Origin of the sequence: Halostella limicola, from assembly GCF_003675875.1 — an archaeon.
Taxonomy (GTDB): domain Archaea; phylum Halobacteriota; class Halobacteria; order Halobacteriales; family Natronoarchaeaceae; genus Halostella; species Halostella limicola.
Map to the genome: position 1 here is coordinate 832,937 of NZ_RCDI01000001.1, position 18,915 is coordinate 851,851.

19 protein-coding genes and 1 tRNA gene are annotated in these 18,915 nt (G+C 68.4%); 10 read left to right on the forward strand and 10 right to left on the reverse strand.

What is annotated here, in order from left to right; translation table 11 throughout:
- The first annotated feature begins 185 nt into the window (after positions 1-185).
- From ilvA to thsB, 8 genes are all read left to right on the forward strand, one after another.
- Complete coding sequence (gene ilvA, locus D8670_RS05165) at positions 186-1,397, forward strand: threonine ammonia-lyase (protein WP_121817009.1); 1,212 nt, start codon at positions 186-188, stop codon at positions 1,395-1,397.
- Between the two features lie 111 nt (positions 1,398-1,508).
- On the forward strand, positions 1,509-2,915 hold the full coding sequence (locus D8670_RS05170; RefSeq protein ID WP_121817010.1) for a cytochrome ubiquinol oxidase subunit I: 1,407 nt from the start codon (positions 1,509-1,511) through the stop codon (positions 2,913-2,915).
- The gene (locus D8670_RS05175) at positions 2,908-3,903 is read left to right on the forward strand and encodes a cytochrome d ubiquinol oxidase subunit II (RefSeq protein ID WP_121817011.1); all 996 of its coding nucleotides are present in this window, start codon (positions 2,908-2,910) and stop codon (positions 3,901-3,903) included. Before D8670_RS05170 ends, D8670_RS05175 begins: the two co-directional genes overlap by 8 nt.
- A gap of 33 nt (positions 3,904-3,936) precedes the next feature.
- Entirely contained in the window at positions 3,937-4,317 is a 381-nt protein-coding gene (locus tag D8670_RS05180; RefSeq protein ID WP_121817012.1) for a Rid family detoxifying hydrolase, read from the forward strand.
- Positions 4,318-4,334: 17 nt separating this feature from the next.
- Positions 4,335-4,559: a DUF7981 family protein gene (locus D8670_RS05185; RefSeq protein ID WP_121817569.1), complete on the forward strand. Its 225-nt coding sequence runs from the start codon at positions 4,335-4,337 to the stop codon at positions 4,557-4,559.
- A gap of 27 nt (positions 4,560-4,586) precedes the next feature.
- A tRNA-Ser gene (locus D8670_RS05190) sits at positions 4,587-4,668 on the forward strand.
- A gap of 483 nt (positions 4,669-5,151) precedes the next feature.
- A complete protein-coding gene (locus D8670_RS05195; protein ID WP_121817013.1) occupies positions 5,152-5,886 on the forward strand; it encodes an SOS response-associated peptidase in 735 nt (244 codons plus the stop codon).
- Positions 5,887-6,093: 207 nt separating this feature from the next.
- On the forward strand, positions 6,094-7,731 hold the full coding sequence (thsB, locus tag D8670_RS05200) for a thermosome subunit beta (RefSeq protein ID WP_121817570.1): 1,638 nt from the start codon (positions 6,094-6,096) through the stop codon (positions 7,729-7,731).
- Between the two features lie 246 nt (positions 7,732-7,977).
- On the opposite strand, the gene lrp is transcribed toward thsB, so the two are convergent.
- Positions 7,978-8,436 (reverse strand): HTH-type transcriptional regulator Lrp, encoded by a 459-nt coding sequence (gene lrp / locus D8670_RS05205; RefSeq protein WP_121817014.1) that lies wholly within the window; start codon positions 8,434-8,436, stop codon positions 7,978-7,980.
- 126 nt (positions 8,437-8,562) lie between these two features.
- On the opposite strand from lrp, the gene glnA reads away from it, so the two are divergent.
- Positions 8,563-9,930 carry a type I glutamate--ammonia ligase gene (gene glnA / locus D8670_RS05210; protein ID WP_121817015.1) on the forward strand — a complete coding sequence of 456 codons (1,368 nt, stop codon included), beginning with the start codon at positions 8,563-8,565 and terminating at the stop codon, positions 9,928-9,930.
- Here glnA and D8670_RS05215 read toward each other — a convergent pair.
- The 3 genes from D8670_RS05215 to D8670_RS05225 are packed head-to-tail and all read right to left on the reverse strand — an operon-like array spanning position 9,927 to position 13,256.
- Entirely contained in the window at positions 9,927-10,820 is an 894-nt protein-coding gene (locus tag D8670_RS05215; protein ID WP_121817016.1) for a phosphatase PAP2 family protein, read from the reverse strand. The genes glnA and D8670_RS05215 overlap by 4 nt on opposite strands.
- Complete coding sequence (locus D8670_RS05220) at positions 10,817-12,115, reverse strand: YihY/virulence factor BrkB family protein (RefSeq protein WP_233752201.1); 1,299 nt, start codon at positions 12,113-12,115, stop codon at positions 10,817-10,819. The genes D8670_RS05215 and D8670_RS05220 overlap by 4 nt, the downstream gene beginning before the upstream one ends.
- A 31-nt stretch (positions 12,116-12,146) precedes the next feature.
- Positions 12,147-13,256, reverse strand: a complete 1,110-nt coding sequence (locus D8670_RS05225) for a tRNA (guanine(26)-N(2))-dimethyltransferase (protein ID WP_121817017.1) — start codon at positions 13,254-13,256, stop codon at positions 12,147-12,149.
- Between the two features lie 156 nt (positions 13,257-13,412).
- Between D8670_RS05225 and D8670_RS05230 the strand changes: the two genes are divergently transcribed.
- The gene (locus D8670_RS05230) at positions 13,413-13,775 is read left to right on the forward strand and encodes a hypothetical protein (protein WP_121817018.1); all 363 of its coding nucleotides are present in this window, start codon (positions 13,413-13,415) and stop codon (positions 13,773-13,775) included.
- Positions 13,776-13,867: 92 nt separating this feature from the next.
- Here D8670_RS05230 and D8670_RS05235 read toward each other — a convergent pair whose 3' ends face one another.
- The 6 genes from D8670_RS05235 to D8670_RS05260 all read right to left on the reverse strand — a co-directional run bounded on the left by D8670_RS05235 (position 13,868) and on the right by D8670_RS05260 (position 18,879).
- Positions 13,868-15,814 carry a PPC domain-containing protein gene (locus D8670_RS05235; RefSeq protein WP_121817019.1) on the reverse strand — a complete coding sequence of 649 codons (1,947 nt, stop codon included), beginning with the start codon at positions 15,812-15,814 and terminating at the stop codon, positions 13,868-13,870.
- A gap of 94 nt (positions 15,815-15,908) precedes the next feature.
- Positions 15,909-16,574: an imidazole glycerol phosphate synthase subunit HisH gene (hisH, locus tag D8670_RS05240; RefSeq protein ID WP_121817020.1), complete on the reverse strand. Its 666-nt coding sequence runs from the start codon at positions 16,572-16,574 to the stop codon at positions 15,909-15,911.
- Between the two features lie 35 nt (positions 16,575-16,609).
- Positions 16,610-17,293: an HAD family hydrolase gene (locus D8670_RS05245; protein WP_121817021.1), complete on the reverse strand. Its 684-nt coding sequence runs from the start codon at positions 17,291-17,293 to the stop codon at positions 16,610-16,612.
- 228 nt (positions 17,294-17,521) lie between these two features.
- Positions 17,522-18,118: a uracil-DNA glycosylase gene (locus D8670_RS05250; protein ID WP_121817022.1), complete on the reverse strand. Its 597-nt coding sequence runs from the start codon at positions 18,116-18,118 to the stop codon at positions 17,522-17,524.
- A 24-nt stretch (positions 18,119-18,142) separates the two neighbouring features.
- Entirely contained in the window at positions 18,143-18,697 is a 555-nt protein-coding gene (locus D8670_RS05255; protein ID WP_121817023.1) for an endonuclease dU, read from the reverse strand.
- Positions 18,697-18,879 carry a DUF5786 family protein gene (locus tag D8670_RS05260; protein ID WP_121817024.1) on the reverse strand — a complete coding sequence of 61 codons (183 nt, stop codon included), beginning with the start codon at positions 18,877-18,879 and terminating at the stop codon, positions 18,697-18,699. Before D8670_RS05260 ends, D8670_RS05255 begins: the two co-directional genes overlap by 1 nt.
- Positions 18,880-18,915 lie beyond the last annotated feature (36 nt).

Genomic DNA, 18,915 nt, shown 5'->3' on the forward strand with positions numbered 1-18,915 from the left:
TCACGGGGCTTCCTCCATAGGACGCACGCCACACGCACCGTGCACTCCCCTTCCCTTTTGGGTACTCCCCGTACCCTCTCTCGAACGCCCGAGCGACGGTGCTCTCAGCCGGCCTCCGACGTGAAGCGGATCGTTCCGCGCCGCGTATCCTAAATGATTAACGATCGGCGCAAGTATTTGCTCGCATGCTCGAACTCGGAGACGTCCGCGAGGCGCGCGAGCGGGTCGGCGTCACGGCGCGCCACACACCGCTCGAATACTCGCACACCTTCTCGAAGATGACCGGCGCAGACGTGTACCTGAAGCTAGAGAACTTCCAGCGGACGGGGTCGTTCAAGATCCGGGGCGCGACGAACCGGATCATGACGCTCACGGAGGAAGAGCAGGACGCGGGCGTCGTCACCGCGAGCGCCGGCAACCACGCGCAGGGGGTCGCGCTCGCGGCGTCCCGGGTCGGCGTTGACTCGAAGATCGTCATGCCCCAGCACGCGCCCATCTCGAAGGTCGACGCGACCCGGAGTTACGGCGCCGAAGTGGTGCTCCACGGCGCGGACTACAACGAGGCGGCCGAACGCGCGAAGGAGATCGAACGCGCCGAGGAGCGGACCTACGTCCACGCCTTCGACGACGAGAAGGTGATGGCCGGTCAGGGGACCATCGGCCTGGAGATCATTGACGACCTGCCGGAGGTCGACACCGTCGTCGTCCCCATCGGCGGGGGCGGGCTGATAAGCGGCATCGCGACGGCCGTCACGGAGCAGAAGTCCGACGCGCGCGTGATCGGGGTGCAGGCCGAGGGGGCGTCGAGCGTCGCGCCGTCGCTCGACAAGGGCGAGATCCACGAACTCGACTCGGTCGACACGATCGCCGACGGGATCGCCACCCGCCGGGTCGGCGAAAAGACGTTCGACGTCATCGAGGACCGCGTCGACGAAGTTGTGACGGTCTCGGACTCCGACGTCGCCGTCGCGCTCGTCTACCTGCTGGAGCGGAGCAAGACGCTGGTCGAGGGCGCGGGCGCGATCACGCTCGCGGCCCTGCTCACCGAGTCGTTCGACTTCGGCGAGGACGAGACGGTCGTCCCGCTGCTCTCCGGCGGGAACATCGACCTCAACACGCTCACGACCGTGATCATGCGCGGGCTAGTCGAGACGGGCCGCTACCTGAAGATCCGGACCGTCCTCAAGGACCGCCCCGGGGCGCTCGACAACCTGCTCGACATCGTCGCCGAGGAGCAGGCGAACATCTACGCGATCCGCCACGACCGCACCTCGCGGGACATCGCCATGAACGCCACGGAGGTCGAACTCGACCTGGAGACCCGCGGTGACGACCACGTAGCGCGGCTCATCGCGGGACTGCGGGAGAACGGCTACGAGGTGGACGTGCTCGCCTGACCCATAATTTCGGTTCTCTATCGCCCTATTTCTTTCCCCGACTCCCGCGTACCGAGAACCCGATCCGAACTTATTCGCCGCGGCATTCAAGCGTCGAGTCGCCCGCCAGCCATGATAGACCCTGTCCTCGCCAGCCGACTCCAGTTCGCCCTCACGACCGTCGTCCACATCGTGTTCCCGGTGATGAGCATGGGGTTGGCCCCCTTCCTCGTCTACTTCACGTGGAAGGAGGTGCGCACCGACGACCCCGTCTACCCGCGTCTCCGGTCGTTCTGGACGAAGGTTTTCGCCGTCTCCTTCGCCGTCGGCACCGTCACCGGCCTCGTCCTCGAGTTCGAGTTCGGGACGAACTTCGCGGCGTTCTCGGCCGCCGCCGGCGAGCTGTTCGGCGGCCCGCTCGCCGTCGAGGGGATGATGGCGTTCTTCCTCGAAGCGACGTTTCTCGGCGTGTTCGTCTTCGGCCGCGACCGGGTGTCGGACCGGCTCTACTTCCTGTCGAGCGTCTTCGTCGGTCTCGGCACGTGGCTCTCGGCGGTGTGGATCCTGATCGCCAACTCCTGGATGCAGACCCCCCGCGGGTTCGAGATCGTCCGCGAGAGCGGCCAGCCGGTCGTCACGCTCGTCGACCCGGTTGCGGCGTACGCGAACCCGCGGTTCCCGTGGATGTTCGTCCACATGCAGAGCGCGGCCGTGCTCTCGGTCGCGCTGTTTCTGGCGGGCGTCGCCGCGTATCGGGTCCGGACGGGCGACGGCGACCGGTTCTGGCGGACGACGCTGAAGGCGGCGATGGTCGTCCTCCTCCTCACCGCCCCGTTTCAGGTGCTCCACGGCGACAGCTACGCCCGCCACGTCGCGGACACCCAGCCCCAGAAGTTCGCCGCGATGGAGGCGCAGTACGAGACCGAATCGCACGCGGAACTCCACCTGATCGCCGTGCCGACCAGCCTCGACGCGTTCGCCGACCCGCGGGCGGAGAACCTGTTCACGGTAAGCGTCCCCAGTCTCGCGTCCGCACTGGCGAGCGGCGGGGACCCCTCCGCCGTCGTTCAGGGGTTGAACGAGTTCGACGGATCGCCCCCCGTCGCCTACGTGTTCTGGTCGTTCCGGCTGATGGTGGCGCTCGGGGTCTGGTTCGTCGCCCTCGCGCTGTGGGGCGGGTATCGCTGGTACCAGGGGCGGCTGTTCGAGAGCGACCGCCTGCACCGGGCGCTCACGTGGTCGTCGCCGCTGGGCGTCGTCGCGGTCGAACTCGGGTGGATAGTGACTGAGGTCGGCCGGCAACCGTGGGTGATCCAGGGGGTGATGCGGACGAGCGACGGCGTCTCGCCCGGGCTCACCGGGACCGAGGCGGCCCTGACGCTGGCGGGGTTCACCGGCGGCTACGCGCTGTTGCTCGCCCTCTACGGCGGCGTGGTGCTCCACCTGTTGCGGCGGGGGCCGCCGGACGCGGCCGACGTGGTCGACGCGCCGGCCGTCGACGCCCCCACGGCGCCCGAGGAGGTGACGACCGATGATTGACCTCGTCTCCGAGGACCCCGTGCTGGGGCTGGCGCTGCCCGAACTCTGGTTCGGCGTCGTCTTCGCCTTCCTCGGGACCTTCCTCTTTCTCGACGGGTTCGACTTCGGCGTCGGCGCGCTGTTTGCCACCCGGAGCGACGACGAGGAGCGCGAGCGCCTGGTCGCGGCTATCGGCCCGTTCTGGGACGGCAACGAGGTGTGGCTCGTCGTCTTCGGCGGGGCGCTGTTCGCGGCGTTCCCGGCGGCGTACGCGGCGCTTTTCAGCCGCCACTACCTGCTACTGTTCGCGCTCCTCGCGGCGCTCGGCGCGCGCGGGCTGGCGCCGGAGATGTACGAACAGCGCCACGACGACCGGTGGCAGCGGGTCTGGGGCGCCGCCTTCGCCGCGGGGAGCGTCGCGTCGCCGTTCCTGCTCGGCGCCTTCGCGGCGGCGTGGCTAGCCGGGGCCGAGGGGAGCCTCACGCTCGCCGGCCCGGTCGTCGGCCTCGGCGTCGTCGCGCTCACCGTCCTCTCGGGGGCGGCGTTCCTCGGCGTCAAGACCCGCGGCGGCCTCCAGGCGGCGACGACGGCCTACGGCGTCCCGGCGGTCGCGGCGTACCTCGCGCTCGTCGTGCTGTCGCTCGCGGCGCTCGCGCTGACGGCGCCGGCCGTCGGGGAGGCACTGGTCGCGCCGGTGCCGGCCGCGCTGGTCGCGCTCTCGGTGGCGCTCGCGGGCGGCTACGGAATCGCGATGCGACGCGGCCGGTACCGCCTCGCGCTCGGCGCGGCCGGCGGGCTCACGTACGCGTTCGTCGCGCTTGTCGCCGTCCTGCTGTACCCCGCGATGGACCCGGCGACCGGCCTGTCGGTGGCCGACGCCGCGGTGTCGACGACGGCCCTGAACCTGATGACGGCGGCCGCCGCGGTGCTGATCCCGCTCGTGATCGGGTACTTCGCCGTCCTCTACTCGGCGTTCGCCGGGCCGGTGGACGCCGGGGACGCCTACTGACAATTTAAGACCCCGCCGGCCGACAGTTCCGCCATGAAGCGCGTCATCGACACGCCGGACGCACCGGCCGCGGTAGGTGCGTACAGTCAGGCGACGACGGACGGATCGCTCGTGTTCACCGCCGGTCAGATCCCCATGACCGCCGACGGCGACCTGCTCGACGACGAGTCGATCACCGTCCAGACGCGGCAGTCGCTGGAGAACGTCTCCGCGATCCTGGACGAGGCGGGGCTCACTCCGGAGGACGTGCTGAAGGTCACGGTGTATCTCGACGACATCGACGACTTCGACGAGATGAACGAGGCCTATCAGGAGTACTTCCTCGACAACCCGCCCGCGAGAAGCGCCGTCGAGGTGGCCGCGCTCCCGAAAGGCGTCGGCGTCGAGATCGAAGCCGTCGCCAGCTCGGAGTGACCGACGGCCGCAGCGCGATGCCGGACGACCGATCCGACCGGAAGCGCGTCAAGGCCAGCGTCCTCTGGGGCGTCGTCGGAGGGCTGGCGTTTCTCGTGCTCTATCAGGGGTACCTCCTCGCCGGCGGTGACGGCGTCTCCGGAGCGGCCGTCGTCGGGGTGGCCGTGGCCGTCACCGCGGGGGCGACTGTCCTGTCCTATCTCGGGGAGGGCTGGCTGGCGAGACGGAACAAAAGGGTTTAAACGAACCACCCCGCTACATCAGAGTGAGCCAGGATGGCCGAACGGTAAGGCGCACGCCTGGAAAGCGTGTTCCCTTTCGGGATTCTGGGTTCAAATCCCAGTCCTGGCGTTTCTACGTCGACCACGACGAGGAGCGTCGACTCCCGCGTAGTCCGCGAAGAAATGAAGCGGCGACCGGCGGCGGCAACGACCGACCTGGTCGGACAGACGCGCCCGCGGACGGGCGGACCGGTCGAGGATCCATGGTACAGACGGCGCGTGCGCGAAGACGGTAGGACCCCACTCCCCCTGCTAACGCCGAACCTCGACCGGATTCTCGACCGCGATCCACTGCCCTACCCGGACCGGATCGCGGATCTCGAACCACCCGCTTTCGCAGACGACGGCTTCGCAGTTGTCGTTCATGTCCACCAGGTGACCTGGCCCGTCACCCACGAGCGACTTCGACGGGATGCCCCTTCAGTACACGGCGAATAACGGACTACTTACCTGAGAAGGTGCCACCTACCGCAGCGTACGAGGCCTCTGCGGCCGGAATCTGCCAGACGCCGATTCCGCCGGTGTTTTGGTCCGACCTCCCGTACCGAGAACCATGTGTGGCCGCTACAGCCTGTTCGCGCCGCGTGAAGACGTCGTCGACCTGCTCGACGCCGCGCCCGAGCGCGAGTTCGGTCCCCGGTACAACATGGCGCCCGGCGAGGAGCTACCGGTGGTCCGCGACGCGGCGTCCGACCGCATCGAGTTCCTGCGGTGGGGGCTGGTCCCGCACTGGGCGGACGACGACGGGATCGGTAACGACCTGATCAACGCCCGCGCCGAGACGGTCGCCGAGAAACCGAGCTTCCGGGACGCCTTCCGGCAGAGCTACGCCGACGCTGACGGTCCCCGGGCGGGGCGCTGTCTCGTCCCCGCCGACGGGTTTTATGAGTGGGTCGACGAGGGCGACGGCAAGCAGCCCTACCGGGTCGCGTTCGAGGACGACCGGCCGTTCGCGATGGCGGGCCTCTGGGCGACCTGGGAGGCGGAGGTGGAACAGGTCGGGCTGGACGCCTTCGGCGACGGCGGCGACGCGACGCCGGAGACCCGGCGGCTGGAGACGTTCGCGGTCGTCACGACGGAACCGAACGACCTCGTGGCCGACCTCCACCACCGGATGGCCGTCATCCTCGACGAGGACGACCGGGGGGCCTGGCTCGACGCCGACCCGGACGCCGCGGCGGACCTGCTCGACCCGTTCCCGGCCGACGAGATGCGCGCTTACCCCGTCTCGACCGCGGTCAACGACCCGTCGAACGACGCCCCGGCGGTCGCCGAACCGCTCGACTGAGCGGGCACCTACTTATAAACGCTCGCGAACCGGCGTCACGCCCCGGGAGATGCTACGTTAACACTTGACAATTATACCTCCGAACGGCCGACCCTTACGGCGATTTCCGGCAGTAGATCTCGTGAGGGAGCCGTCGAGGCGTTCGGGCACTTCGGAAAGATTTATATAGAATCACAATCAAACTCTCAGTTGACTATGAGCCAGCGAATGCAGCAGGGACAGCCGATGATCGTAATGAGCGAGGAGTCACAGCGCGTCAAGGATCAGGACGCGCAGAACTACAACATTTCTGCGGCGCGAGCGGTCTCCGAAGCCGTCAAGTCCACTCTCGGCCCGAAAGGGATGGACAAGATGCTCGTCGACTCGATGGGCGACGTCACCATCACGAACGACGGCGTCACCATCCTCAAGGAGATGGACATCGACAACCCGACGGCCGAGATGATCATCGAGGTCGCCGAGACCCAGGAGGACGAGGCCGGCGACGGCACGACCACAGCCGTCGCGATCGCGGGCGAACTCCTCAAGAACGCCGAGGACCTCCTCGAGCAGGACATCCACCCGACGGCGATCATCAAGGGCTTCCACCTCGCGAGCGAGCAGGCACGCAAGGAGGTCGACGACATCGCCGAGGACGTCGACACCGACGACGAGGAGCTCCTCCGCTCCGTCGCCGAGACATCGATGACCGGCAAGGGCGCCGAGCTCAACAAGGAGCACCTCTCCCGCCTCATCGTCGACGCCGTCTCCGCCGTCACCGTCGAGGACACGGTCGACCTCGAGTTCCTCAACATCGAGACCCAGACCGGCCGCTCCGCCGGCGAGTCCGAGCTGCTCAACGGCGCGACCGTTAGCAAGGACCCCGTCCACGACGACATGCCCGAGAGCGTCGAGGACGCGGACATCCTCCTGCTCGACCAGGCCATCGAGGTCGACGAGACGAACGTCGACACCGAGGTCTCCGTCACCGACCCCGACCAGCTCCAGCAGTTCCTCGACCAGGAGGAAGACCAGATCAAGCAGAAGGTCCAGCGGATCGTCGACTCCGGCGCCGACGTCGTCTTCTGCCAGAAGGGCATCGACGACCTCGCCCAGCACTACCTCGCGAAGGAGGGCATCCTCGCCGTCCGCCGCGCCAAGAAGTCCGACATCGAGTTCCTGCGTGAGGTCGTCGGCGCCGACATCGTCTCCGACCTCTCCAGCGTCTCCGCCGACGACCTCGGCCGCGGCGACGTCACCCGCGACGAGGAGGACGAGCTGTTCTACGTCACCGGCGACGACAGCCACGGCGTGACGCTCATCCTGCGCGGCTCCACCGACCACGTGGTCGACGAGCTGGAGCGCGGCGTCAACGACGCGCTCGACGTCGTCGCCCAGACCGTCTCCGACGGCCGCATCGTCTCCGGCGGCGGCGCCATCGAGGTCGAGACCGCTCGCCGCCTCCGCGACTTCGCGGACGGCGTCGAGGGCCGCGAGCAGCTGGCCGTCGAGGCCTTCGCCGACTCGCTGGAGCTCGTCCCGCGCGTGCTCGCCGAGAACGCCGGCCTCGACTCCATCGACACGCTGGTCGACCTGCGCGCCGCCCACGAGGACGGCGACGTCCGCGCCGGCCTGAACGTGTTCTCCTCCAGCGTCGAGGACACCTTCGACGCCGGCGTCGTCGAGCCGGCCCACGCCAAGGAGCAGGCGCTCTCCAGCGCCACCGAGGCCGCGAATCTGGTCCTCAAGATCGACGACATCATCTCCGCCGGCGACCTGTCGACCGACAAGGGCGACGACGAAGGCGGCCCCGGCGGTGCCGGCGGCATGGGCGGCATGGGCGGCGGCATGGGCGGCATGATGTAAGCTCGGTTCGAACCGACTACATCACCGTCTGACCGCTGTCCCGTTCGCTCGCTCACCGATCGATTCGCGTTCCGTTTTTTCGCCGCTCGCGACGTTCGATAGCCGCCGCTTTCGGCGGCGCGGCCGTTCGGCCGTCGGCCGTGACCCCGTCTCCGCGAGCGCCAGTGGCGGCTGCAAAAGCGATCGAGGCGCGTTCGCCCGCCGCGTGCTACGGGCGAGACACTGCGTCCGCGCGCGACCGACCGCTCAGTCTTCGATGTCCAGTTCGAACTGCTCGTTCTCGCTGGCGGCGTCGAGCACGACGGAGGTGTTGCTCTCGTTGATGTCGGGGTCCGTGAGGAGGGTCTTGATCTGCTGGTTCATCCCGTCGGTGTCCTGGAACTTGCCGATGGCGATGATGTCGTAGTTGCCCGTCACCTCGTAGACGCTGATCATCTGCTTGTGGCCCTCCAGGCGGTCGGTGATGTCGGGGAGGGCGTTGCCCTCGACCTTGAGCTGGATGATCGCGGTCACGTCGTAGCCGAGCGCGCCGTAGTCGACGACGGGGGTGTAACCGTCGATGACCCCCTCCTCCTCGAGGTCGGAGAGGTGGTTCGAGACGGTCGTGACCGAGACGTCGAGCTCCTCGCCGAGGCTCCGGAGGGAGGCGCGGCCGTCGTTCAGAAGTGCATTCACTAGTTCTGCGTCGAGATTTTCGTACGTCATTGTATCACCGATGCGCCCCCAGGCATTAGAATTTAACGAATATACAATTTCGTGGCGAGAAGGGAAGAATTGCGCAGAGGGATAGGACTTTAGTAGTAGGGATATTTGGATCCGGTGACGAGAAAGATGACAACCGGAAATCTAGCGGAGAAGGCCGAGGGCCTCTCTGAGGAGGAGGAAGCGGTATTGGAACAGATCGAGGAGGAGAACGTCAAGTTCGTGCGCCTGCAGTTCACCGACATCACGGGATCGGTGAAGAACGTCTCCATGCCCGCGACGCAGGTCGAGAAGGCGTTCAAGGAGGGCATCTACTTCGACGGCTCCTCCATCGAGGGCTTCGTCCGTATCCAGGAGTCGGACATGCGCCTCGAACCCGACCCGTCGACGTTCGCCATCCTGCCGTGGCGTTCGAACGGCGACGTCGCGAGCGCCCGCCTCATCTGCGACGTCGTCAACACGGACGGCACGCCGTTCGAGGGCGGCCCGCGTCAGGTGCTCAAGAGGGTCCTCGAAGAGGCCGACCAGATGGGCTACGAGGTCTCGATCGGTCCCGAGCCCGAGTTCTTCCTGTTCGAGAAAGACGAGGACGGGAAGGCGACGACGACGCCCCACGACAACGGCGGCTACTTCGACCTCGCGCCGAAGGACCTCGCGAGCGACGTGCGCCGCGAGATCATCTTCACGCTCGAGGAGATGGGTTTCGACATCGAGGCCAGCCACCACGAGGTCGCCGAGGGACAGCACGAGATCAACTTCAAGTACGACGACGCGCTGACGACGGCCGACAACATCGCGACGTTCCGCGCGGTCGTCCGCGCCGTCGCCGAGCAGCACGACCTCCACGCGACGTTCATGCCCAAGCCGATCGGCGAAATCAACGGTTCGGGCATGCACAGCCACATCTCGCTGTTCGACGAGGACGGCAACGCCTTCGCCGACGACGACGACGAGTTCAACCTCTCCGAGACGGCCAAGCACTTCATGGGCGGCGTCCTCGAACACGCCAAGGCGTTCACGGCCGTCACGAACCCGACCGTGAACTCCTACAAGCGCCTCGTGCCCGGCTACGAGGCGCCGGTGTACATCGCGTGGTCCGACGTCAACCGCTCGGCGCTCATCCGCGTCCCCGACGCGGCCGGCCAGAGCGCCCGCTTCGAGATCCGCAGCCCCGACCCGTCGTGTAACCCCTACCTCGGCCTCGCCGCCGTCATCAAGGCCGGTCTCGAGGGGATCGAGAACGAGGTCGATCCCGGCGACCCCGTCCGCGAGGACATCTACGAGTTCGACGACGAGAAGCGCGAGGAGTACGGCATCGAGACGCTCCCGCCGAACCTCGGTCAGGCCGTCGACGCGCTGGAGGAAGACGAGGTCGTCACGGAGGCGCTCGGCGAGCACGTCACCGAGAAGTTCGTCGAGGCCAAGCGCGCCGACTTCGCCGACTACCGCACGCACGTCAGCAGCTGGGAAGAAGAGAAGTATCTCGAGAAGTTCTAAGGCGTTCTCGTTCTCGTTTTCCGTTTCTTCGCGCGTCGCACGGCAGCCGGCGCGGCGATGACCCCGCCGACAGTGAACGCCGCGACCACGAAGATCGTCAGCCCGGACAGCGGGAAGACGGTCCAGACGAGACCGACCGCCCCCAGGGCGACGATCGTCGCGACCGCGTAGCCCGCACCCACGTGCGTCCGCGGCCACGGTTCCAGGGGAACGTCTACCGCGTACCAGGCGACGAGCGCGCCGGCGGCCGCCCCGAACGCGGCGAGGGAGTCCTCCGTGCCGTTGATGAGAGCGACCGTTCCCGTCAGGGCCGTGCCGATCTCCAGCGCGATCACGCCCCCGTCTCCCGCGCGCGAGGTGGCGACCGCCGTGACCCAGAGGTACGTGGCACCGACCGCGACGCCGGCGACCACGTCGACGAGGAAGTGGACGCCGAGGGCGAGTCGGGACAGCGAGATGAGGCCCACGAGCGTCGCGGCCACGAGGAACCGCTGGCGACGAGTGCCCACGTCGGTCCAGAGCGCGATCGCTCCCCAGATGGCGGTGCTGCCGACCGCGTGCCCGCTCGGAAAGCCGTACCCGTCGGCGTGGGTCATCTCCGCGTACACCGGATCGAGAACGGCCGGCAGGAACGCCGGTGCCGGGGGCGGGCCGACGTCCGGCCTGGGGAGCGCGAACCCCTGTTTCAGCGCGAGGGTCACGCCGATGGCGCCGATGCCGACGCCGACGATGCGGACGGTGTCCTCGCGGTTCCCGTACCAGTAGAGAAACGTCAGGACGACGGCGTACAGCCAGACGTCGCCGAGTTGCGTCACGAGAGCGAACGCCGCCGCCACCGGCGCCGGGAGGAGTTCCCGGAGCGCTTCGACGACGCCGACGCTCCGACTCATGAACGCCAAGAGCCGATGGCGTCGCGGACGCGGCCGGGCGCTTCGAGCAGTGAGAGCCCCGCGCCGACGAGCACCATCAGGGTGTACAGTCCGAGCGTCGACAGCCAGACGACGAGCATCGCGAGGATCGCCCACACTCCCTGGAGGAGGTAGAAGGCCCCGATGGTCATCGCGGTGCCGTACAGCAACACGAGGTACGGTCCCCAGCCGCGGGCGTGGCCCCTGCGGACACGCTTGCGGACGTACCGCTTGAGGTCGGATTCGATGTCGTCGCGGTGGACCGTCCGCTCCTCGACCTCGTCCTCGAACGACTCGATCTCTTCCCGGAGTCGCTCGATCTCCGCTTCGAGGTCCTCGTGGGACGACTCCTCGGCTTCGAAGTCGTCGGCAGTCAACTCCTCGTCCGCCGTACCGGCGCCCGCGACGGCGGCCGGCTCGTCCTCGTCGGTCATCGATCGGGTTGCTCGTAACTGTCCACGGCCGGGATGTTGTACTTGCCGGTCCCTAGGCCCGGCGTAACCGGCCCTGATCGCGTTAACCACCGCACCGAGCATCAGGACGACGGCGCCGAAGTAGAGCCAGGTGACGAGCAGGAGGACGCCCCCGAGGACGCCGTAGGCCGCGTACGCGTCGGCGTTGGCCGCGTACAGCCGGAATCCCGCTCCCAGCGTGGTCCAGCCGAACGCCGCGAACACGGTTCCGGGCATCGCCGCCCGGAGATCGGACGGGACGTTCGGGAACACGTAGTACAGCGGGAAGAACACGGCCGTGAGGGTGAGCAGCGACGTGAGCGACGCGACCGTGCCGGCCAGTTGTCCGAAGACGCTGCCGACCGCGGCGTTGATCACCGCGACCGCGACGGCGCCGACGCCGACCGCGAACAGGACGACGACCCCGTCCCGGAGGTCGTCGAGGAGCGACGTGCTGCCGGCGGTCCCGTACACGGACGAGAAGGCGTAGTCGAGGCCGCGGAACACCTTGAGACCGCTCCACAGCAGCGTCGCCACGCCGACGACAGTCGCGCCGCCGCGCCCGGTCTGGCCGGTCAGGGCGTCGCGGACGAGCTCCTCGCCGGTCGGGGTGAGTATCTCGCCCGCGGTGGCGTCGACGATCCGCTCGGCGAGCCCCTCGCTGCCGACGACGGACCCGACGACGAGCGCCAGCAGGAGCAGCGGCACGAGCGAGACGAACGCGTAGTAGGCGATGCCGGCCGCCAGAAAGGTGACCTGTCGCTCCCGGACGACGGCGACGACGCTCCCGGCGAACCCGACCGCGCGCTGCAGTTTCCGGCGCACGACCGACGCTTCAACTCGGGCGCACTAATCCCTACTCGTGTTCGGTCGCCCGACGGATCGCCTCGACGTCGGCGTCGGTCTTGAACGTCGTCCCGCCGTAGTGCGCGCGCGACGCCTCGTACCCGGCGTCACGGAGGCGGCCGAGGAAGGCGTCCATCGCCGCCGCTGGGCGGGTCCACTCCTTGCAGAGGCGGTGCTGGTCGTAGTGGGTCGGCTCGTCCAGTTCGGCTTCGAGCGTTTCGAGCAGGTCGCGGACCTTCCCGGCGGTGCCCATCTCGTGGGTGACCGCGTCCCGGACGTTCGCGACGAACTCGCGCTCGCGGAGGGGGCCGAGCCAGAGCGGCCCGGCGGTCGTGACGCGCTCGCTCCCGCAGTTCGGGCAGTCGTCGAGCGGGTCCGCGATGAGGCCGCGCTCGGTCTCGCGGTAGAGGCACTCCTCGCAGTGGTAGACGTGGCCGAGTTCGTCGATCGCCTCGTTCGCGTCGGTCGCGCGGTGCTCCAGTTCGAGGTAGGTCCGGGCGTAGTGGTTCGTCGCGTGCGAGAGCACGGGGACGACGCCGGTGTCGTACCGCGCCGCCGTGCGGGCGAGCGCCCCGACGAGGATCCGCATCCCCATCTCGGCGTGGTAGTCGGTGTTGCGCGGCACCGCGCTGTACTTCCGCACGCCGCTGTCGAAGTGCGCGCCACAGAGCGGCGCGGTGTCGGTCGCCGTCACGCAGACCATGTCCCGGGTGTTGGCGAAGGCGGCGTCGACGAACGGCATCGGCGTCCCGAACGGGTCGACGTCGACCACGTCGAACACGTCGTCGTGCATGAGCGCGTTCGCACCCTGCTGAACGACCTCTCCCTCCAGGTCGTTCGCGGCGAGGTTCCGCTCGCAGAGCGCCACGGCGACCTCGTCGACGTCACAGAGCGTGACGTCCCACCCCTCCGCCGCCGCGCGGACGCCCCGGATGCCGCTTGCGGCCATCGCGTCGAGGTACCGCTCGGCGCGGGGCTCCCGCTCCGCGAACGCCCGCAGGACGGCGACGGTCATGTCGCGGTTCAGCTCCTGGACGGGGTTGAAAAACACCGCGTCGTCGATGCCCTCGCTCTCCTGCTCGGGGACTTCTATCTCGACCCCGCCTTCCCGGACGTGCATGCCTCGACCTCGCCGTCCCGACGCCGTAAGCCATGCGGATCGGACGGCCCGGTTCGACGGGGGTTTCGCCCGCGGTTCCGCGACACCGAACCTGTTTTGTCGGGGGCCTGTATAGTGCCGGGCAGTGAACGGGATCTCCGCCGGGCGGACCGCGAGATGGGGTGGGCCGTCGTGACTCGGGTCGAGGAGTGGCAGGCCGCGCTGGAGGACGCGGGCGAGCTCACCCCCGGCGCGGTCAACCGCATCACCTCGGTTCACGGCGACCGCGGGGTGCAGGCCATCGAGGCCGTCTCGGAGGGGCGAGTGAAGGAGTACCGCGACTTCACGGTCGTCGTCGGCCACCGCGAGGAGTACGTCGTCGAGGACGGCGGCTGCACCTGCAAGGACAGCGAGTACAACCTCGACCCCGACGATCCCACGGAGCTGTGCTGGCACTCCCTCGCCGTCGCCATCGCCGAGCGCATCGACGCCGTCGACCACCACGACATGTGGTACTCGGAAGTGCGGGAGTTCCTGTGAACCGCCTCGGAGTCAAGCCCCGAAGATTCCCGTAGAACCTGCTCGGTCCGTCGGCTCGGACCCGCGACGCGTGTGAAAGGCCCCGCAGTCCTTTACTGCTCCGCGACGGAGAGTTCGTACTCGAAGAAGCCGTTCGTCCGGAACCCGCCGGCGATGATGAAGTACTCCCCGCCGTCGTCGAGGGTGACCCCGCTTATCTGCGAGTTCAGCGAGCCCCCGTAGTCGTCGTTCTCGGCGATGACGTTGCCGTCGGGACCGAGGAGATAGAGGTAGGTGTCGCCGTCCGCGGAGTTCATCTCGATGGTGACGGTCTCGCCACCGTCGGCCCGGAGCGACACCGGCTCGAAGTACCCGTTGAACCGGTCGCTCCGCGGGTCGTCGCGGTCGATCTCGCCGCTCGCGGTCTCGCCGATCCGGATAGACCGGAGGTCGGCTCCTCCGCCCCCGCTCCCCTGCGCCTCCTGGACGCTGAGCTCGTACTCGAAGAAGCCGTCCGACCGGAACCCGCCGGCGATGACGGTGTACTCCCCGGCGTCGGCGAGTTCGGCGTACTCGATCCGCGAATTGAGTCCGCTACCGCCGTCGTCGTCCTGAGCGATGACGCTGCCGGCGGGGTCGAGGAGGTAGAGGTAGGTGTCGCCGTCCGCGGCGGTCATCTCGATGGAGACGGTCTCGCCGCCGTCGGCTCGGAGCGACACCGGCTCGAAGTACCCGTTGAACCGGTCGCTCTCCGGATCCGCGGGGTCTATCTCGCCGGTAGCGGTTTCGCCGATCTCGATCGACCGGAGGTCGGTTCTCCCGTCCACCTGCGCCTCCTGGACGCTGAGCTCGTACTCGAAGAACCCGTTCGTCTGGAACCCGCCGGCGACCACGGTGTACTCGCCGGCGTCGGAGAGTTCGGCGTACTCGATCCGCGAGTTCAGCGAGCCCGCGCCGTCGTCGTCCTGAGCGATGACGCTGCCGGCGGGGTCGAGGAGGTAGAGGTAGGTGTCGCCGTCCGCGGCGGTCATCTCGATGGAGACGGTCTCGCCGCCGTCGGCCCGGAGCGACACCGGCTCGAAGTACCCGTTGAACCGGTCGCTCTCCGGGTCGCCGTGGTCGATCTCGCCGGTGGCGGTCTCGCCGATCTCGATAGACCGGAGGTCGCGACCGTCGGACGCGTCCGCCTCTTGGACGCTGAGTTCGTACTCGAAGCCGACCGAGCCGCCGTAGCTGGTCGCGACGATGGTGTACTCCTCGTCGGCGGAGGCGGGGAACGCCACGAGCCGCGAGTCGAGGCCGTCACCGCCGTCGTCGTCGGAGGCGACGACGGCCCCGGTCGAGTCCGCGACCCCGAAGACGGGGTCCGCCTCGTCGGACGACATCTCGATGGTGACCGCCTGGTCGGACGCCACTTCGAACGAGACGGGCTCGTGGAACCCCTCGTAGTCCTCGAACTGGTCGGGGTCCTCGACGTCGACTTTCCCCGTCGCCGTCTCCCCGACCTCGATCGATCGGAGGTCGATCTTCTCGCCCTCGACGCCCTCGCGGACGCCGAGTTCGTAGGGGAAGTCCACCTCGTCGCCGTAGCTCGCGGCCAGCACGACGTACGTGCCGTCCTCGGGGAGTTCGTACCCCGCGATCTGGGCATCGAGTTCGCTGGAACCGCCGTCGTCGTTCTCTTCGAGGACGGTCCCGTCCTCGTCCAGCAGATAGAGGTACGGGTCGCCCGGGTCCGACTCCATCGTCACGGTGACGACGTCGCCCTCGCGACCGGTGAACGTCCACGGCTCGTAGCGGCCGTCGTACGCGGGGTCACTCGGGGCTGACTCCGTGACCCGGCTGCTCGCGGTCTCGCCGTAGCCGATCCACTCGGCCTCCCCCTCGACCGGCAGTTCGATCTCCTCTCGCTCGATCGTCTCGGTTCCCGTCGTGCCGTTCCCGGACGACAGCGCTCCTCCGTCGTCTTCGAGGTAGCTCGAACAGCCCGCGAGTCCACTAACGAACGCGGCCGCGCCGGCTTGGAGGATCCGGCGTCGCCGTTCGTTTTCTATCGTCATATCAACCTGTTCAAAGCTACATGTAATGGCTCTTACGGCTCGGCGAGTATCACCGAATCCGGATGAATAACGACGCGTGCGGCGCCGGGCGGCATCACTCCGAGCAGATCTCGACGAAGTTGCGCAGGATCTGAAGTCCGGTCTCCCCGCTCTTCTCGGGGTGGAACTGCGTGCCGAAGACGTTGCCGGCCTCGTTCGAGACGATGCTGGGGAACGACGTCTCGTAGTCGGTCGTGGTGACCACGGCGTCGTCGTCGTCCGGTTCGGCGTAGTAGGAGTGGACGAAGTAGGCGTACTCCCCGTTGACGCCGTCGACTAACGGGTGGTCGCGCTCGACGGTCAGTTCGTTCCAGCCCATGTGGGGCACTTTCTGGCCCTGCGCGAAGCGGACGTTGCGGCCGGGGATCAGGTCGAGGCCCTGCACGTCGCCCTGTCCGGCGCGCTCGGCCTCCTCGCTGCTGGTGAGGAGCATCTGCATGCCGAGGCAGATGCCGAAGACCGGCTGGCCGCGCTCGGCGGCGTCGAGCAGCGCGTCGCGGTACGGGCCGGCGTTCTCCATCCCCTCGCGGAACGCGCCGACGCCCGGCAGTACGATGCCGTCCGCGTCGGGGAACGTCGATACGTCGTCGGTCACCGTGACCGATGCGCCCGCGCGTTCGAGGCCGCGCGTGACGCTGCGGAGGTTCCCCAGTCCGTAGTCGACGACGACGACCGAGGCCGATGCCCCGTCGCCCTCGGTCGCCGCGGTCTGTTGACTCATGCGAAACCGTAGGAACGGGGCGGTCAAGTCCCTTACTACTCGGGAACCGTCGCACCGCGAACCAGACCGGGAATCTCGTCGAGGCTATCGATCTCGTAGGTGGGTTCGTGGGGCAGGTCGTAGTCCGCGCGGTGCGGGCGGCGGATAAACGCCGAGTCGATCCCCGCGGCGTCCGCGGCGGCCACGTCGACCGCGCTGTCGCCGACGTACAGCGCCGAGCCGACGCCGAGTTCGTCCAGCGCGCGGTTCAGGTAGTACGGCTCGGGCTTCTTGCGGTGGACGCCTTCGAGGCTCATCTCGCGCCCGCTCGCGAAGTCGAGCCAGTCGAGGTCGTAGAAGTCGACGACGAAGTCGATCGTTTCGGACTGGTTGTTGCTCACGATGCCGAGCGAGAGCGGCAGGTCGGCGACGGCGGCGACGTCGTCGTACAGCGGCTTCCCGCCGTTCCGGATCGACTCCGCCTGCCCCGCGGCGGCGCGCGCCTCGCGCTCGTCCCAGAGCCGCTCGGGGTCGAGGCCGTACGACTCGCAGACGTCCTCAATCTCGTCCATCGGCCCGCGGATCAGGTAGTCGACGTGGTGCGGATCGGGGTCGTCGACGCCCAGCTCCCGGAAGGCCCCGCAGACGGCGGGTTCCATCACGCCGTCGCTGGTCCGCTCGACGATCACGCCGTCGTTGTCGAACAGCACCGCGTCGTACCGCAGTGTCGCCTCGTCCATCTCGTCGAAGCCTAACGACCGTACCGAGTTAATCCTGCGCTTGCGCTCGTCGACTGGTGCGGAGCAGTGCCGACCGCACAGACCCCCGTCCGCTGACCGGCGCGAGCGTTGCGAGGCGACGGAGTCGCCTCGGATGCCGAACGGGCGGAGCCCGTGAGGCCAGCGAGCGCGTTGCGGCGGACATTGAAAGGGCGCAGCGCGCCGCGCCGGCGGTGCGCGAGGGCTTTCTTAGAACTCACCGAGCCGCGACTGCCCGCTCCCGCCGGACTCGACGCCGGCGAGGTCGGCGGCCCGCTCCAGCGTCGCCTCGAAGGTGTCCTCCTGACTCCGGTCGTACAGCGTCGCAGCGGGGTGCACGCAGATGAGGACGCGCCGCGGTTCGCCGCCGATGCGGACGTCGACCACGTCGCCCGCCTCCTTCGTCACGGCGACGTCGCGGCCGAGCAGGTGTTCGCTGGGCACCTTACCGAGCGTGACGATGACCTCGGCGTCGACCGCCGCGATCTCGCGCTCCAGGTACTCCCGGCAGTTCGCCAGTTCCTCCGTCGTCGGGTCGCGGTTGTCCGGCGGGCGACAGCGCACGCAGTTGCTGATCCGCACCGTCTCGCGGTCCATCCCGGCCGCGAGCAGGGCGTCGTCGAGCACGTCCCCGCTCCGGCCGACGAACGGCTCGCCGCGCTCGTCCTCGGTCGCGCCGGGGGCCTCGCCGACGAACTGCACGTCCGCGTCGGCCGGCCCGGCCCCGTTGACGATCCTGCTGCGGGACTCACAGAGCGCCGGACAGCGCTCGCAGTCGACGACGGCGAAGTCATCGTCCGTACTCATACGCTCTCAGTGCCGCCGGCCGTACTACTCTCTTCGGGTTTCGTCACAGGCCCGCGCGGCCAGCCGCGCCACGCGGACCGGCTCCGGCCGGCCGCCCTCGGGCGTGAACGCCCGGACGACCTCGTCGGCCTCGTCGTCGTCGATGCCGACCGACCGGACGAACACGGTGTCGTCGCCGGCGTCGACCGGGTGACGCGGCGGCAAGGCGTCGTAGGCGTCCAGTCGCCACTGCAGGGCCTCGCCGTCGAACTCCTCGCGGAGCGAGGCTTCGAGGCCCGAACTCTCCTCGAACGTGACCGCGACGACCGGTCGGTCGACCGCGTCGCGGACGGCGCGCAGGTCGACGAGGTTGTACCACGCCGGCGCGACGCCGGCGACCATCACGTAGCGGACGTCCTCGCGGTCCAGCCGCTCGTACAACTCGACTATCGCGTCGGTGGCGTCGTCGCCGCCGACCGTGCAGGTAGAAAAGGCGAACCCGTCGACGACGCGGGACGCGCGGGTGACGGCTCCGGCGAGCGTGCTCGTCTCCGAACGGAACGACTCGGCGATCCCGAGCGCCCGCGTCCCGGGTTTCATCAGCTCGCGTCGTCCTCTTTGATGTCTTGGAGGCGGTTGATCAGTTCGTCGTTCGACGCGCCGATCTCGTACTCCACGTCGCCGTCGTGCTCGTTCTCCTCGGTCGTTACGCCGTCGTCGTCCTCGATGTCTCCGAGTTCCTGGTTGTCCTGTTCGGACTCGTCGTAGCTCCCGAAGCCCATACAGTCGACGATAGTAACTTGAGGCTAAAAACTTCT